Raw genomic sequence first — 13,049 nt, 5'->3', positions numbered from 1 at the left:
GTGGGGTAGGAGCACAGGAGTACAGATGAGCATCACTCGGCGCGCGGGCTTCGGCACGGCACTGCTGGGCGCACTGGCCACCGCGGCACTCGTTGCCGCCCCTCAGGCCAATGCGCTCGTTACCGGAATCACCGGCCCGTCCGGCACCGTCTACGTAGGCTCGACCTACACGATCGTCGCGGACGTCACCATCACGTCCTTCCTCTTCGATGTCACCTTCACCGACAACGGCACCGAGATCGGGAAGGTGAAGCCGAGCGGCAGCACCGCGAGCATCTCGTGGACGCCCACCACCGCCGGATCCCATGACATCAAGGCGACCCAGGAGCTCATCTCCTCCAAGACCGTTACCGTCACTGTGACGGAGAAGCCGACGAATCCCGGTGGGGGAACCGGCTCCTCGGGATCGAACCCACTCGCCGGCCTCCTCAGCGGCTCGTCCAAGTAGCAGCGGACATATCGAATCATTCGGGCGCGGTGGCAGATTGCCACCGCGCCCGTTCGTGTTTCATGTGAAACATCGCGGGAGTGCCTGATCCGCCCGGGGGCGGGGCTACCCCTGTTTCATGTGAAACATCGCCCGAAATCTTTGCCCGCTTGGTAGTTTCGCGTGTCGCGGTGTGAGAGTTGCCGTTCAACTTCCGTATTGTGTCTGCTACTGGCAAGCTATGAGCGTCGAGCGTGAGCGCAGAGCCTGCGATGCTCGGAACGGCTTCGGAATGGGAATCGATCGTCTCGCCTCTCGCACCCTCTCGTCGGTGACAACGCGGTCGCGTGCTGTCGCCACGTGCCGTAATCCGCTCGACCACGTGTCTTGAAGTTCTCGGGGTTAGGAGCCTGTATGTCCAACGGTCCGGCGAATGTTTCACGGGAAACAACGTCTCGGGTGCCCGGCATGCTCGACACCGGCGCCTTCGACGTGGAGGAGTTCAGCCGTACCCCGTTCGGGAACATCTCCCCCGCAGAGACGCCCATCGCTGCCGAAGCGCAGCGCGCCAGCCAAGTTCTGCACCCGGGCAACGCGAGCATTCCGCGCCCCCGGGAACAGCGCATCATCACCATCGCCAATCAGAAGGGCGGCGTGGGCAAGACCACCACGACCGTCAATCTGGCTGCCGCGCTTGCCCTGCAGGGGATGCGCGTCCTCGTCATCGACCTCGACCCGCAGGGCAATGCCAGCACCGCGCTCGGCATCGAACACCACTCGGGCATCCCCTCCTCCTATGAGCTGCTCATCGGTGAGTGCTCGGTGCGCGACGCCATCCAGCAGTCGCCGCACAATGAGCGGCTCATGTGCATCCCCGCCACCATCGACCTCGCGGGCGCGGAGATCGAACTCGTCTCCATGGTGGCCCGCGAGGGTCGCCTGAAGGCCGCCATCCAGGAGGCCAACCTCGCCGGGTACGACATCGACTACGTCATGATCGACTGCCCGCCGTCGCTCGGACTGCTCACCGTGAACGCGCTCGTGGCCGCCAAGGAAGTGCTCATCCCGATCCAGTGCGAGTACTACGCGCTCGAGGGTGTCGGTCAGCTGCTCCGCAATATCGGTCTCGTGCAGTCGCATCTGAATCCCGAATTGCATGTCTCCACCGTCGTTCTCACCATGTACGACGGCCGCACCAAGCTCGCGGATCAGGTGGCGGAGGAAGTGCGCGGCCACTTCGGTGAGGCGGTGCTGCGGTCGGTGATTCCGCGCAGCGTCAAGGTTTCCGAGGCGCCCGGCTACGGCATGACCGTCCTCGATTACGATCCGGGTTCCCGTGGCGCGATGAGCTATCTCGACGCGGGCCGGGAGATGGCGGCACGCGCGGCGGCGCGTCCTGCGGCATCGAACGCCGCTTCCGACGCACAATCCGAATAACGAATTTTCAAGTCCGGTGACAGTGCTGTGCATGCTCGAGAGTCCGGTGTGGGTGAACTACGAGAGGGGTCGGTAGACCGATGAGTCAGGCGAAGAAGGGCGGACTGGGTCGCGGTCTCGCCGCGCTGATCCCGACCGGGCCGGCGGCCACTCCGGGGCTCGGCAGTGCCGCGGCGAATGTCGTCATCGGACTGGATCCGATCGGCCCGCAGCCGGCGTCGGCGTACCTGCATCGCGTCCCCGATCCGGAGGACGCGATCGAGGGCGTGGATGCCGGTGCGGTGTACCGGGAGATCCCGCCGGATCAGATCGAGCCGAACCCGAAGCAGCCGCGGTCGGTCTTCGAGGAAGAGGCGCTCGCCGAACTGGTGCACTCCATCAAGGAATTCGGCTTGATGCAGCCGATCGTGGTGCGTCAGGTGGAGACCGCTCCCCCGCGCTATCAGCTCATCATGGGCGAGCGGCGGTGGCGCGCTTCGCAGGAGGCGGGACTCGCTGCGATCCCCGCGATCGTGCGCGAGACCGCCGACGAGTCCCTACTCCGGGATGCGTTGCTGGAGAACATCCATCGCGTGCAGCTGAACCCGCTCGAAGAGGCGGCGGCCTATCAGCAGTTGCTCGAGGAGTTCGGTGTCACCCACGAGGAACTGGCTTCGCGAATCGGCCGCTCCCGTCCGGTCGTGACGAATATGATTCGGCTGCTGAAGCTTCCGATCCCGGTGCAGCGCCGGGTGGCTGCCGGTGTTCTCTCCGCCGGGCACGCTCGTGCGGTGCTCGCGCTGGAGGCCGGCGCCGAAGCGCAGGAGGCTCTTGCCGCGCGCATCGTGGCGGAGGGTATGTCGGTTCGCGCCACCGAGGAAGCCGTCACTCTGGCCAATCGGAATCCGGACGCGGCCGCTCCCCCGGCTCCGAAGCGTAAGCCGATTCAGATGCCGGGCCTACAGGATGTGGCGGAGCGATTGTCGGAATCGTTCGACACCCGGGTCACGGTGAGTCTGGGTAAGCGCAAGGGCAAGATCACGGTCGAGTTCGGTTCGATCGATGATCTCGAACGAATTGTGAGCCTGATGGAGCAATCGAAGCTCTGATTCGACCCCATCCCGGGATCCCGGGCGGAAACGTCACTGTGACGGGCCAACTTCCGGGGCCTCCTCGGCCCCTGAGCGGCACCCGAGTGCGGGGTCCTGAGATCATGGGAGAGGCGGATTGCTTTTGATCGCTTATTCTTGCGAGCGAGCAGATGATGCGGCGTGAGTGTGGATGAATCCCAAGGCTGGAGGCTGAGCAGAGCGGTGTCGACCAGCGTTACCGCACTGACCCTCGGCGGACTCGACAAACTACCGGCACATGCCAGGCGGTGTGTGTTCTGGGAGATCGATCCGGCGGTGGCGGCGGACTCCCGCGAATTCAGTGACCCGGTCTTCGAGAAGGAGGCCTGGCTCTCCACGGTCATGCTCGAATGGGGTTCGTGCGGGCAGGTGGCCTTCGTGGAGGGGCAGCCGGCCGGGTGTGCGCTGTACGCCCCGCCGAATGTGGTGCCGCGGGCGGGCCTGTTCCCCACCTCCCCCGTGAGCCCGGACGCGGTCCTGCTGACCACGCTGCGGGCCGAATTCGCCCCCACCGCAGGCGATGTAGCCCATCAGCTGATTCAGGCCGTGGTGGCCGATCTGATGCGTCGTGGCGTGCGGGCCATCGAGGCGTTCGGATTGCGCTGGGATCCACCGGCAACTGCGATGGCGGATCGCGGCTTCAGTTCCATGATGCTGCTGGAGCGGATCGCGCCGACCCCGCAGCGGCATCAGGGCGGGGCGTCGGCCGCGCTGGAGTGCTCCCCCGAGAACTGCATGATCGATGCCGACTTCCTCGAGGAGGTGGGCTTCAAAGTGGTTGCCGCGCATCATCGTTTCCCGCGTCTGCGGCTGGAGCTCGATCATGAGCACCTGTGGAAGGAAGATGTGGAGCGTGCGCTGGATCAGCTGCTCGCCGCCGCCTCGATGACGGTTCCGGGGCGCGTCCTGACGCTCTGAGGAATCCCAACTCTCTGGGATCTCTCAGGGGCTCCGCCCCCGAACCCCAACTACAAAGGGGCCCGTGGCAATGCCACGGGCCCCTTTGCACGAGGTTCCTAGATACGGTCGGCCGCGGCCAGTTCTTCGGCCAGCAGTTCGGCGAAAGTGTATGTGCCCGTGGGCTGGTCGTCCTGGCCGAGCAGGTAGAGCCGCTTGACCGAGATGAGGATGGCTTCGGCGATCACGTCGCGCATGCGCGGGTTGGTGAGTACCGAGGAGTCGTAATCGTTTGTGAGGTAACCGATGTCGACCTGCACGGTGGGCATCTTGGTGAGCCGCAACAGATCCCAGGTCCGCGCGTGCGTGCGGCAGTCCTGCAGCGAGGTGCGGGCGACGATCTCGCGCTGGATGAACCCGGCCAGCACCTGACCGATCATGGAGGTGGACCCGTGCGAGTTCCCGAAGTGGAAACTTGCTACGCCGCTTGCGGATTCGCTCGGATTCGCGGCGCAGCGCAGCGAGATCATGAGGTCGGCGTCGAAAGTGTTGGAGGTTTCGGCGCGTTCGGCGTCGGAGGGGTTGGCGCCCCACGGCCGGGACAGGAAGGTTTCCATTCCCGTTGCGGCCATGCGTCCTTCGAGCCGGCTGGCCAGATCCCAGAGGATCTCGGATTCGTACACGTCCCCGAATTCGGTGGGGACGGCCGCGCCCTTGTCGGGTCCGCCGAGGCCCGGATCGATGACGATGCGCTTGCCGGTGAGCTGCGGTCCGGCGCGGTGCACCACTTCCTCTTCGGCGATGCGGTGCGGGTTTCCGCCGGTGACGCGCGCGCCGAGCAGGTCGAGGGAGCGCAGGGTGTCGGGTCCGCAGATGCCGTCCGCGGACAGTCCGATCTCGCGCTGGAACGAGGTCAGCGCATCGTGCGTGTGCGGCCCGAAGTATCCGTCCACGCGGTGTACGTAGAAGCCGAGGTCCTGCAGGCGTCGCTGCAGGGTGGCGACGTCGTCGCCGTACAGCGGCGCGGACAGCTGGTAGATGAGGGTGCGGGCACCGAGCCGGTAGGACGCTTCTTTCAGCGCCCGGTACGTGGCGGGTCCGACGACGCCGTCGACCAGGAGTCCGCGGTGCTGCTGGAAGGCGCGCACCGCGGAGTCGAGGTCGTGGTCGAAGGTGGCGTCGGAGTCCTTCCAGTACTCACCGTTGCTACCGGGTTCGGTATTGGGGTGGGTGTGCAGGAATCCGAGGGATGCGAGGGTGCTCCGAACCTCTGCTACGGCTGGTCCTGTATCGCCGTGACGAAGTCGGTGCATGCGTGAGAGCCCTTTCCTTCCGCCAACCCGGGTACCCACTCATGCGTGTGTTCACACATCGCACGACCGGAGCGTCGGTTGATTGTTTCAGACCCGGACCGAATTTCAGCAACTGTCGAGTGCAGGCATCCTACGGCGAGTCGTTAAAGAACTTCTTGGAGTTCGCGCAAGAGGGCCGCTTTGCCCTTTGCACCGACGATCCGCTTGGTTTCCTTGCCCCCTTGGAACAGGACCATGGTAGGCAACGACAGGATGCCGTAGGTCTTCGAGGTCTCCGGGTTGGCGTCGGCATCGATTTTCGCGATGGTGATCTTCTCGCCATTGGTGGCGGCGATCTCCTCGAGCACGGGGGCGACCATCTTGCACGGACCGCACCAGGCGGCCCAGAAGTCGACGAGCACCGGCTTGTCGCCCGAGGCGATCAGCACGTCGTCGGCGAAGGTGGCGTCGGTGACGGTCTTCGTGGCGGAGGTCTTGGCGTCGCTCATGGTGGTGCTCCTCAGTTCACTTCTACCGGCTGACCGGCGTGTTCGAGAGTGTTCGTGGTGATGTCGCCCTGCTCGGCGAGCCAGCGTTCGGCGTCGATGGCGGCGCGGCAGCCGGTGCCGGCGGCGGTGATGGCCTGCCGGTAGGTGTGGTCCACGAGGTCGCCCGCGGCGAAGACGCCGGGCACCGAGGTGTAGGTGCTCTGGCCTTCGACCTTCACGTAGCCCTCGTCGTCGAGTTCGACCTGGCCGCGCACGAGTTCGCTGCGCGGGTCGTGGCCGATGGCGACGAACAGGCCGGTGGCGGCGAGTTCGCTGGTCTCCCCGGTGCGGGTGTCGCGCAGGGTGAGGCTGGTCACGGCCGAATCGCCGTGCACCTCAACAACTTCCGAGTTCAGGACGAAGCGGATCTTCTCGTTCTTCTTGGCGCGCTCCAGCATGATGCGCGAGGCCCGGAACTCCTCGCGGCGGTGCACCACGGTGACCGAGTTCGCGAACTTGGTGAGGAAGGTGGCCTCCTCCATGGCGGAGTCGCCGCCGCCGACCACGACGATGTCCTGGCCCTTGAAGAAGAAGCCGTCGCAGGTGGCGCAGGCGCTGACGCCGCGGCCGAGGAAGTTCTGCTCACCGGGCACGTTCAGGTAGCGGGCGGCCGATCCCATGGCCAGGATGACCGCGTACGCCTCGAACACCTCGCCGCCGACGGTGACCTTCTTGATGGTCCCGGACAGGTCGAGTTCCTCGACGTCCTCGGTGCGGATGTCGGCGCCGAAACGCTTGGCCTGCTCGCGCATCTCCTCCATGAGGTCGGGGCCCATGATGCCCTCGCGGAAGCCGGGGAAGTTCTCGACCTCGGTGGTGGTCATGAGCGCGCCACCGAATTGGGTGCCTTCGAAGAGCAGGGGCTGCAGTTCCGCGCGGGCGGCGTAGACGGCTGCCGTGTAGCCGGCCGGACCGGAACCGACGATGATCAGGTCGCGAGGCGTACTCAATGGGCCCTCCGAGGCAGTTGTGAAACGAGCGTGTCGGTCAACAACAGCGTAAACGCTCGAATTCCCGGCACTTCGAGGGCTGTGCCGCGCGTGTGCGGGCTCTCGTGTCCGTCGCTGGATGCGCTGTCGTGTGGGTCACTGGATGTCGACGGTGGCGAGCACCTGTGGGTTGCCGGGGGCGCAGTTCACGCCGAGGACGACGGCGGTGATGCCGGGCGGGGTGGCCGCGGGCAGCAACACCAGGACAGCCTCCTGACCGTTGTAGGTGACGCTGCGGGCGCCCAGCTGGGTGCGGTTCAGGTCGGCGGCTTTCAGGCAGCTGGTGAGCGCGTCGCCCTGGGCGAGTGGGCCGCTCACCTCGTGTTTGCCCATGGCCCCGCGCAATACGGAACTGGGCAGGCTGGCATCGAGCAGGATCGGGGTGTCCGGCTCGCCCTGGGGGGAGGTACCGCCGCCGCGCAGCGCGTCCACCGCCACGACACCGCCCGCGAGCACCGCGACGGCCGCGGCCGCGGCGCTGATCCAGCGCATGCGGGTGGACATGCGTTCGGCCGGGCGCAGCGGAATCGGCTCGTTGTCGTCGATCTCCGGTTCGTGGTCGGCGAGATCGCGCGGGTCGAGCCGGCCGGTGTCGAAGATGGACGGAGTGAGCGCGGGCATGGGCGCGGTCTGGGCGGGGCCGGGGTGTGCGTCACGATTGCGCAGCTGATGCACGGTGGCCATGCGCCGCGCGTGCGCCTGCGGGTCGACCCGGTCGGTGCGTTCCACGTCGGCGGGGCTCACGGGCCTGGTGACCTCGGTCGGGTCGATCGGGGCGACCCGGTGCGTGGTCTCGACCGCGTCAGGGCGCGGAGCTACCGGCCGGGGCGGCACGCCAGGGCCGGAATGCCTTGCGGGCCTGGTGACTTCGGTGGGGTCGATACCGTTGAGCGCGCGCGTGGGGGCCGGGCCGACCCGGTCGGTGGCGTCGTCGCGCTCGCTGCTGACCAGGGCGTCGAGGAAGCCTTCGAGCCGCGCGAACACGTCGTCGGGCATGGCGTGCGCGATGTGCTCGCTGCCGCCGAGGTCGCGCAGCCGCCCGTTGATGCCGTCGAGCGAGTCGAGGTATCGCATGGCGTCGGCGTCGCGGCGGACCTCCGGCCACAGCTGGGCGGCCTGGCTCGGCGGCATATTGCCGGCGTGCAGGTCGGCGAGCAGCTCGACGGAGAACGGCGGACCGGGAATCGTCCCTGCGGCCATCGGTCCTCCTGTGTCGTTCATCGCCCCTCCAGATCGGGTCCGGATTCGCTGGTCGGTCTGCTATTTCTGACGAACCGGAGGTGGGTTCCGGTTCCACTTTTCTCGAGGCCGTGCGTTAACACAGTTATGCGGTGTGTGGGCGGCTCATGTATTCGAGCAGCTTGCGCCGCCCGCGTGCGCAGCGGCTCTTGACCGTGCCCTCCGGGACGCCGAGCAGGGCGGCGGCGTCGGCGACCGAGTAGCCCTCCATCTCGACGGCGACCAGTGCGGTGCGCTGTTCGGCGGGGAGGGTGAAGAGGGCGGCGTCGACGATCAGCGCGGTTTCCAGCTGCGCGAATTCGTCTCGGGCGTAGATGGGTTCGGCCACCGATTCGTCGGACAACGGTACCGCCTGGCGCAGTTTGTTGCGGCGGATCCGATCCAGGCAGGCATTGACGACGATGCGGTGCAGCCAGCTGCGGACTTCGGAGTCGCCGCGGAAGGTTCCGGCGCTGCGGTGCGCGGACAGCAGCGCGTCCTGCAGCGAGTCGGCGGCGTCCTCGGGGCCGTAGGAGGCGCGTAGTGCGGTCTGCCACAGGTGATCCCGATGTCGCTGTAAGAGTTCGGCGAAGGCGTGCCGCTCGCCTCGGGCGTGGGCGGCCAGCAGATCCCGATCGGATGGTTCGGGCACCGGCGAGAGGGTGCGGCCGACCGCTCCTCTGGGCGGCGCGAATTGCGCTGCCGCTCCCCCGTGTTCGTTCGCAGACAAATTGCAACCCCTAGATCGGCGGGAGTTCGCAAGATCATAACGAGAACCGGGATTCGGCAGCAACGTGTGACACAGAAAGTGCATGCCGCAGTTCGCGATTCGAAGGAACCGAACGAACCGGGCGAACGTCGCACCGGGAGGCGTTTAGGGCGCGGCCTCGAAGCGCAGGTCGGCGATGACCGACTGGAACTGACCCCCGTTGTTGCCCAGTCCGGTGATCCAGACGAGCACGTAGCGGGCGGGCTGGTCGGCCCGCACCGGAATCTCGGTGATGCCGTCGGCCAGCGTCGCCGTCCCGACCAGCTGGGTCTGGTCGAGGGTCGGCGATGCGGTCGGCGAGGTGCGGATCTCGACCTGCGTCCCGGCGGACGGCGAGTCGATGATCACCTTGGTGACCTTGCTGGGGCTGCCCAGGGTGGACAGCACCCCCAGGCCCTTCTTGAGGGCCGGGAACTGCTGGAAGTACTGGTCGGTGCGCCAGACCGTGCTCGGGTTGTTGTCGAGCACGGCCCCGATCTGACCGACATTGTCCGGCGTGCCCTCCGGCGAGAACACGGTCGCGCCGGTCACCGGCAGCGGCACGCCGCCCGCGGCCGTGGTGGCCGGCGCGGACTGCGGCGTCCCGGGTGTCGCGGGCGCCGCCGCCGAGGTGGTGAGCCCGATATTGCGCTGTTCGTTGAGCGGCGCCTCGGAGGTGCCGGGCGCGAAGACGCTCAGCAGCCACCAGATGATCACGCCCACCACGAGCGCCGCGAGCACACCCAGCCCGACCAGGATCCACATCATGCGCTGCGACCGTTCCTTCTCGGCCGCAAGCAGTTCCGGATCCGCGAGCGATTCGTCCGGCGCGGACGGCGGGCGCTGACCCAGCCGCAGCACCGGAATGAAATCGGTCTTCTGGTCGACCACCGACGCCTGCTCCAGCACATGCTGGACGGTCGCCGCGGTGCGCACGCCCTTGTTGGACTCCAGCGACCGCACCGCGACCGCCGAGATCTCGAACGGCACCTCCGGCCGGATCTGCCGGGGTTCGATCGGCGTGCCGTCCGGCCCGAAATCGGCCAGCGGCAGCCCGCCCACGGTGGCCGCGCTCCCGGTCATGCCACCGGCCCGGATCGGCCAGTGATCGGTGATGAGCGCGTACAGCATCGCGCCCAGGCCACGCACGTCCGACTGCGCGTCGGAATCCGACAGCGTGCCCGGGAAGGCCAGCACCGCGTCACCGGTGGCGCTGATGCGCACCCGATCCGGATGGTCGATGGACAGCGAACCGCCTGCGCGGTGCGCCATTTCGGCCGCGGCGGCCAGCGCCCGGATGGCCCGCGCCGCGCCGATGGGCGACGGCACGGTCTCGGCCATCTCCTTGAGCGAGCGGCCCGGCGTCCATTCCGCGACCACGATGCCGCCGGAGGAGCCGCGCACCACGTCGAGCACGCGCGCCAGGCCCGGCGAGTTGATCCGGCCCAGGCGCAGGGTGCGCGACAGGATGGCCTGCGGCCCGTCGTGCCCGGAGTTGTCGGCGTCCTTCTGGTCGGCGTCGACGAAGGTGAGCGCGACCTCGCGGTCGAGTTTCACGTCCAGGGCCTGCCAGAAGCGCAGTCCGCGCGCGCCGCCGTGCCCGGCCAGCAGCCGGTAGCGGCCGCCCGCCACGGAGGCGCCCGGCATGAGCTTGGGACCGCGCTGCACGCGCTTGGTCGTGGAGCCCATGCCCATGGGCGGCATCAGCGGTGAGACGGCTTCGTACACACCGGTTTCGGGACCCGAGGTCTCCTCGCCGGTTAGCTCGTCGGCGTCCGGGCCGTCGTCGCCCGGGGCGGACGGTGGGACGGATTCGGCCGTGCCGCCTGCTTTTCCGCTCTTCTCGTCCGGAGTCGGGGGGACATCCGTGGAGAGCCCGCCGCCGGCGGACGCAGAAGAGTCGGCGGACGGGACGCCGCCCGCCGCGTCGTCGCTCACCCTGGTTCCTCCTTCGCCCTGGTGTGTCGAGGACCGATGTGCCGGAAGCGGTTCCCCGGCATCCGATGTGGTGCGAGCACGAGCGCCGGCGGGTCCGGGCATGCCGGATTCCGCGCTTGCGCTTCTATGCCGAACAGGGTACGGGAACTCGCCTGTTCCGGTGATGTCAACCGCATCGGGTCGAATGGCGGGCAGCACCATGGTCTGCGCGTCCATGTACGGGTCGAAGCGGTAGTAGTACGGCGCGGCGCGCATGTCGGGCCGCGCGAGCACGGTGGTTTCGTGCTGTTCCTCGCCGGGGACGCCCTCGAGACCGAGGTCGGGGGCGGGCGGCGTGATGCCGAGCCGGCGGGAGATGGCAACGGTGATGGCCACGATCTCGGGGATGCCGGCCAGGCGCATGAGTGCGAAGGCGATGCCGAACATGACGACGGCCAGGATGACCACCCGCACGAACGAGCCGACGCCGCCGAAGGAGTCGGTGAGCCGGTGCAGTCCGATGACCTTGTCCACGATCAGCATGACCGCGCCGCCGGCCAGGGACGCGCCGCCCACCCGGGTGATGGTGCGCCCGACATTGGTCATGCGCAGATCGCCGAGACTGCGGTGCAGCAGCCAGCCGCCGATCAGCGCGCCGGCCACGAAGCCGAGTCCGTTGGCCGCGCCGAGCGCCACCACCACGGTGTCGGCGGCGAAGAAGAACGGAGTCGCCACGGACAGCACGATTTTCACGCCGGTGATGCCGAGAATGATCCAGGTGGGGGTCCACGCCTGCTCGCGCGCGTAGAACACGCGCAGGTGAATCAGCACCAGCGCGTAGGGAATCAGGGTGAACGCCGACCAGGACACGGCCTCGCCGAGCCGGTGCGCGTCCTCCGCGCCGAAGCGGCCGTAGGACAGCAGCGCGGATCCGATCTGCGGTCCGGCCAGCGTCAGGAAGGTGACGATGGGGACCAGCGCGATCATGGTGAGCCGGGTGGCGGTGCCGAGGTCGTCGACCACGGCCGGGGTGTCGTCGGCGGCGGCGTTGCGGGACAGCCGCGGCATGATCGCGGTGAGCAGGGTGACGCCGATGACGCCGTACGGCAATTGCAGCAGCAGCCAGGTGAATTGGTAGATGGCCGGGCCGGCCTCGTCCACATTGGACAGCACGCGGGTCGCGACCATCCAGCCCACCTGGCTGATGAGCACGTACAGGATGATGGCGATGCCCATGCCCGCGAACTGCTTGAGCCGCGGGTCCAGTCCCCACAGTGGTCGCAGGTCGACCCCGGCCCGCCGGATGGCGGGCAGCAGGCTGACGACCTGGACGATCACGCCGAAGGTGACGCCGACGCCGAGCAGCAGCAGTTTCGGCTGTCCCATTTCGACCGGGTTCAGGCTGATCTCACCGGGCAGCAGCCAGTACAGGAACAGCACCACCAGGACCACGAGATTGTTCAGTACCGGCGCCCACGCACCGGGTTTGAAGATCTGGTGGGTATTGAGAATCGCCATGAGCAGGGCCGACATGCCGTACAGCAGGATGGCGGGCACCAGCAGGTAGGTCAGCGCGGTGGTGAGCGGGGCGCTCACTTCGCCGTCGTCGGAGACGATCAGCGAGGTGAGCACGGGGGTGAGGATGAGTGCGAGCAGTGTGCCGATGCCGAGCACGGTGAAGGCGGCGGTGCACAGGCGGCGGACGAAGGCCGCGCCGCCGTCGCCGTCTTCTTTCTCGGCGCGCACGAGGGTCGGGATGACGATGGCGGTGAGCACCGCGCCGAGCAGCAGCTCGGAGATCATGGCGGGCAGCGTGCTGGCGACGGTGAAGGCCGAGGCGATGGCCGGGCCGAGCACGGTGAGCAGCATGAGCTGTTTGCCGAAGCCGGTGATGCGGCTCATGAGGGTCGCGATGGCGATGGAGCCGGAGTCGCGGACGAGTTTGGCGTTGGCGTTCTCGGGTTTGGCCGTGGCCACCGGATGTTCGGCGGTGCTGGGCAGTTTCCGGGGTAGCGCTTGGACCGGTCGCGCCGGGGCGGCGGCCGGGCGGGGTCCGGAGAACGGTGGCGTGGGGTAGCGCTGGCCGCCGGGCGGGGTGGGCCGGCCGGGTTGCCCGGCCGGTCGGTTCGCGCCTTCGGGGTGGCCCCAGTGATAGCGCTCCTGCGACGGCGGCTCGGCGGCGGGCCGGCCGGAGGAGGCTTGGGCGGGCCGGCCGGAGGGACCTTGCGGCTGACCGGTTTTCGGTGGTCCCGGGCGGCGCATCATCGGCCCGGATTCGGATGGCTGCGGTCGCTGGGGCGGCATCGACGAAGGACCGGATGGTTGACTTGATGGCGGCCGCCCCGGAACCCCCTGCGGATTCCCGGGATTCACCGGCCGACCCGGCGGAACACCGCCGCCCCGCGGTCCCGGCCCCTGCGAACCTGGTTGCGGCCCACGCACATCACCCTGTCCCGCACGCGCGGGT

Annotated in this window: 10 protein-coding genes; 4 read left to right on the top strand and 6 right to left on the bottom strand. The window is 68.1% G+C overall.

The window, feature by feature from the left end:
* The first annotated feature begins 25 nt into the window (after positions 1 to 25).
* From H0264_RS01245 to H0264_RS01230, 4 genes are all read left to right on the top strand, one after another.
* Positions 26 to 448, top strand: coding sequence for a hypothetical protein (locus tag H0264_RS01245; protein ID WP_181582254.1), 423 nt, complete (start codon positions 26 to 28; stop codon positions 446 to 448).
* Positions 449 to 895: 447 nt separating this feature from the next.
* On the top strand, positions 896 to 1,864 hold the full coding sequence (locus H0264_RS01240) for a ParA family protein (RefSeq protein ID WP_420832074.1): 969 nt from the start codon (positions 896 to 898) through the stop codon (positions 1,862 to 1,864).
* A gap of 80 nt (positions 1,865 to 1,944) precedes the next feature.
* Entirely contained in the window at positions 1,945 to 2,952 is a 1,008-nt protein-coding gene (locus H0264_RS01235) for a ParB/RepB/Spo0J family partition protein (protein WP_181582253.1), read from the top strand.
* 204 nt (positions 2,953 to 3,156) lie between these two features.
* On the top strand, positions 3,157 to 3,891 hold the full coding sequence (locus H0264_RS01230) for a GNAT family N-acetyltransferase (RefSeq protein ID WP_181582252.1): 735 nt from the start codon (positions 3,157 to 3,159) through the stop codon (positions 3,889 to 3,891).
* Between the two features lie 98 nt (positions 3,892 to 3,989).
* Here the strand turns inward: H0264_RS01230 and H0264_RS01225 are convergent, their stop codons facing one another.
* The 6 genes from H0264_RS01225 to murJ form a co-directional block, all read right to left on the bottom strand.
* The gene (locus tag H0264_RS01225) at positions 3,990 to 5,183 is read right to left on the bottom strand and encodes an N-acetylmuramoyl-L-alanine amidase (RefSeq protein WP_181582251.1); all 1,194 of its coding nucleotides are present in this window, start codon (positions 5,181 to 5,183) and stop codon (positions 3,990 to 3,992) included.
* A 143-nt stretch (positions 5,184 to 5,326) separates the two neighbouring features.
* Entirely contained in the window at positions 5,327 to 5,671 is a 345-nt protein-coding gene (trxA, locus tag H0264_RS01220; protein WP_181582250.1) for a thioredoxin, read from the bottom strand.
* A gap of 11 nt (positions 5,672 to 5,682) precedes the next feature.
* Positions 5,683 to 6,660, bottom strand: coding sequence for a thioredoxin-disulfide reductase (gene trxB, locus H0264_RS01215; protein WP_181582249.1), 978 nt, complete (start codon positions 6,658 to 6,660; stop codon positions 5,683 to 5,685).
* 135 nt (positions 6,661 to 6,795) lie between these two features.
* Positions 6,796 to 7,899: a hypothetical protein gene (locus H0264_RS01210; RefSeq protein WP_181582248.1), complete on the bottom strand. Its 1,104-nt coding sequence runs from the start codon at positions 7,897 to 7,899 to the stop codon at positions 6,796 to 6,798.
* A 124-nt stretch (positions 7,900 to 8,023) separates the two neighbouring features.
* Positions 8,024 to 8,569, bottom strand: a complete 546-nt coding sequence (gene sigM, locus H0264_RS01205; protein WP_231083788.1) for an RNA polymerase sigma factor SigM — start codon at positions 8,567 to 8,569, stop codon at positions 8,024 to 8,026.
* A 222-nt stretch (positions 8,570 to 8,791) separates the two neighbouring features.
* A complete protein-coding gene (gene murJ / locus H0264_RS01200; RefSeq protein WP_420832073.1) occupies positions 8,792 to 12,844 on the bottom strand; it encodes a murein biosynthesis integral membrane protein MurJ in 4,053 nt (1,350 codons plus the stop codon).
* Between the last annotated feature and the right edge of the window lie 205 nt (positions 12,845 to 13,049).

Source organism: Nocardia huaxiensis, assembly GCF_013744875.1.
In the GTDB taxonomy this organism is placed as follows: Bacteria; Actinomycetota; Actinomycetes; order Mycobacteriales; family Mycobacteriaceae; genus Nocardia; species Nocardia huaxiensis.
The sequence above is the reverse complement of the archived record's forward strand: the minus strand, read 5'-3'. Positions and strand labels throughout refer to the sequence as shown.

What these genes read in the sequence shown, in the direction of transcription:
- H0264_RS01245 (WP_181582254.1), top strand. Translation starts at nt 26, where the DNA reads ATGAGCATCACTCGGCGCGCGGGCTTCGGCACGGCACTGCTGGGCGCA.
- H0264_RS01240 (WP_420832074.1), top strand. Translation starts at nt 896, where the DNA reads ATGCTCGACACCGGCGCCTTCGACGTGGAGGAGTTCAGCCGTACCCCG.
- H0264_RS01235 (WP_181582253.1), top strand. Translation starts at nt 1,945, where the DNA reads ATGAGTCAGGCGAAGAAGGGCGGACTGGGTCGCGGTCTCGCCGCGCTG.
- H0264_RS01225 (WP_181582251.1), bottom strand. Translation starts at nt 5,183, where the DNA reads ATGCACCGACTTCGTCACGGCGATACAGGACCAGCCGTAGCAGAGGTT.
- trxA (WP_181582250.1), bottom strand. Translation starts at nt 5,671, where the DNA reads ATGAGCGACGCCAAGACCTCCGCCACGAAGACCGTCACCGACGCCACC.
- H0264_RS01210 (WP_181582248.1), bottom strand. Translation starts at nt 7,899, where the DNA reads ATGGCCGCAGGGACGATTCCCGGTCCGCCGTTCTCCGTCGAGCTGCTC.
- murJ (WP_420832073.1), bottom strand. Translation starts at nt 12,844, where the DNA reads ATGCGCCGCCCGGGACCACCGAAAACCGGTCAGCCGCAAGGTCCCTCC.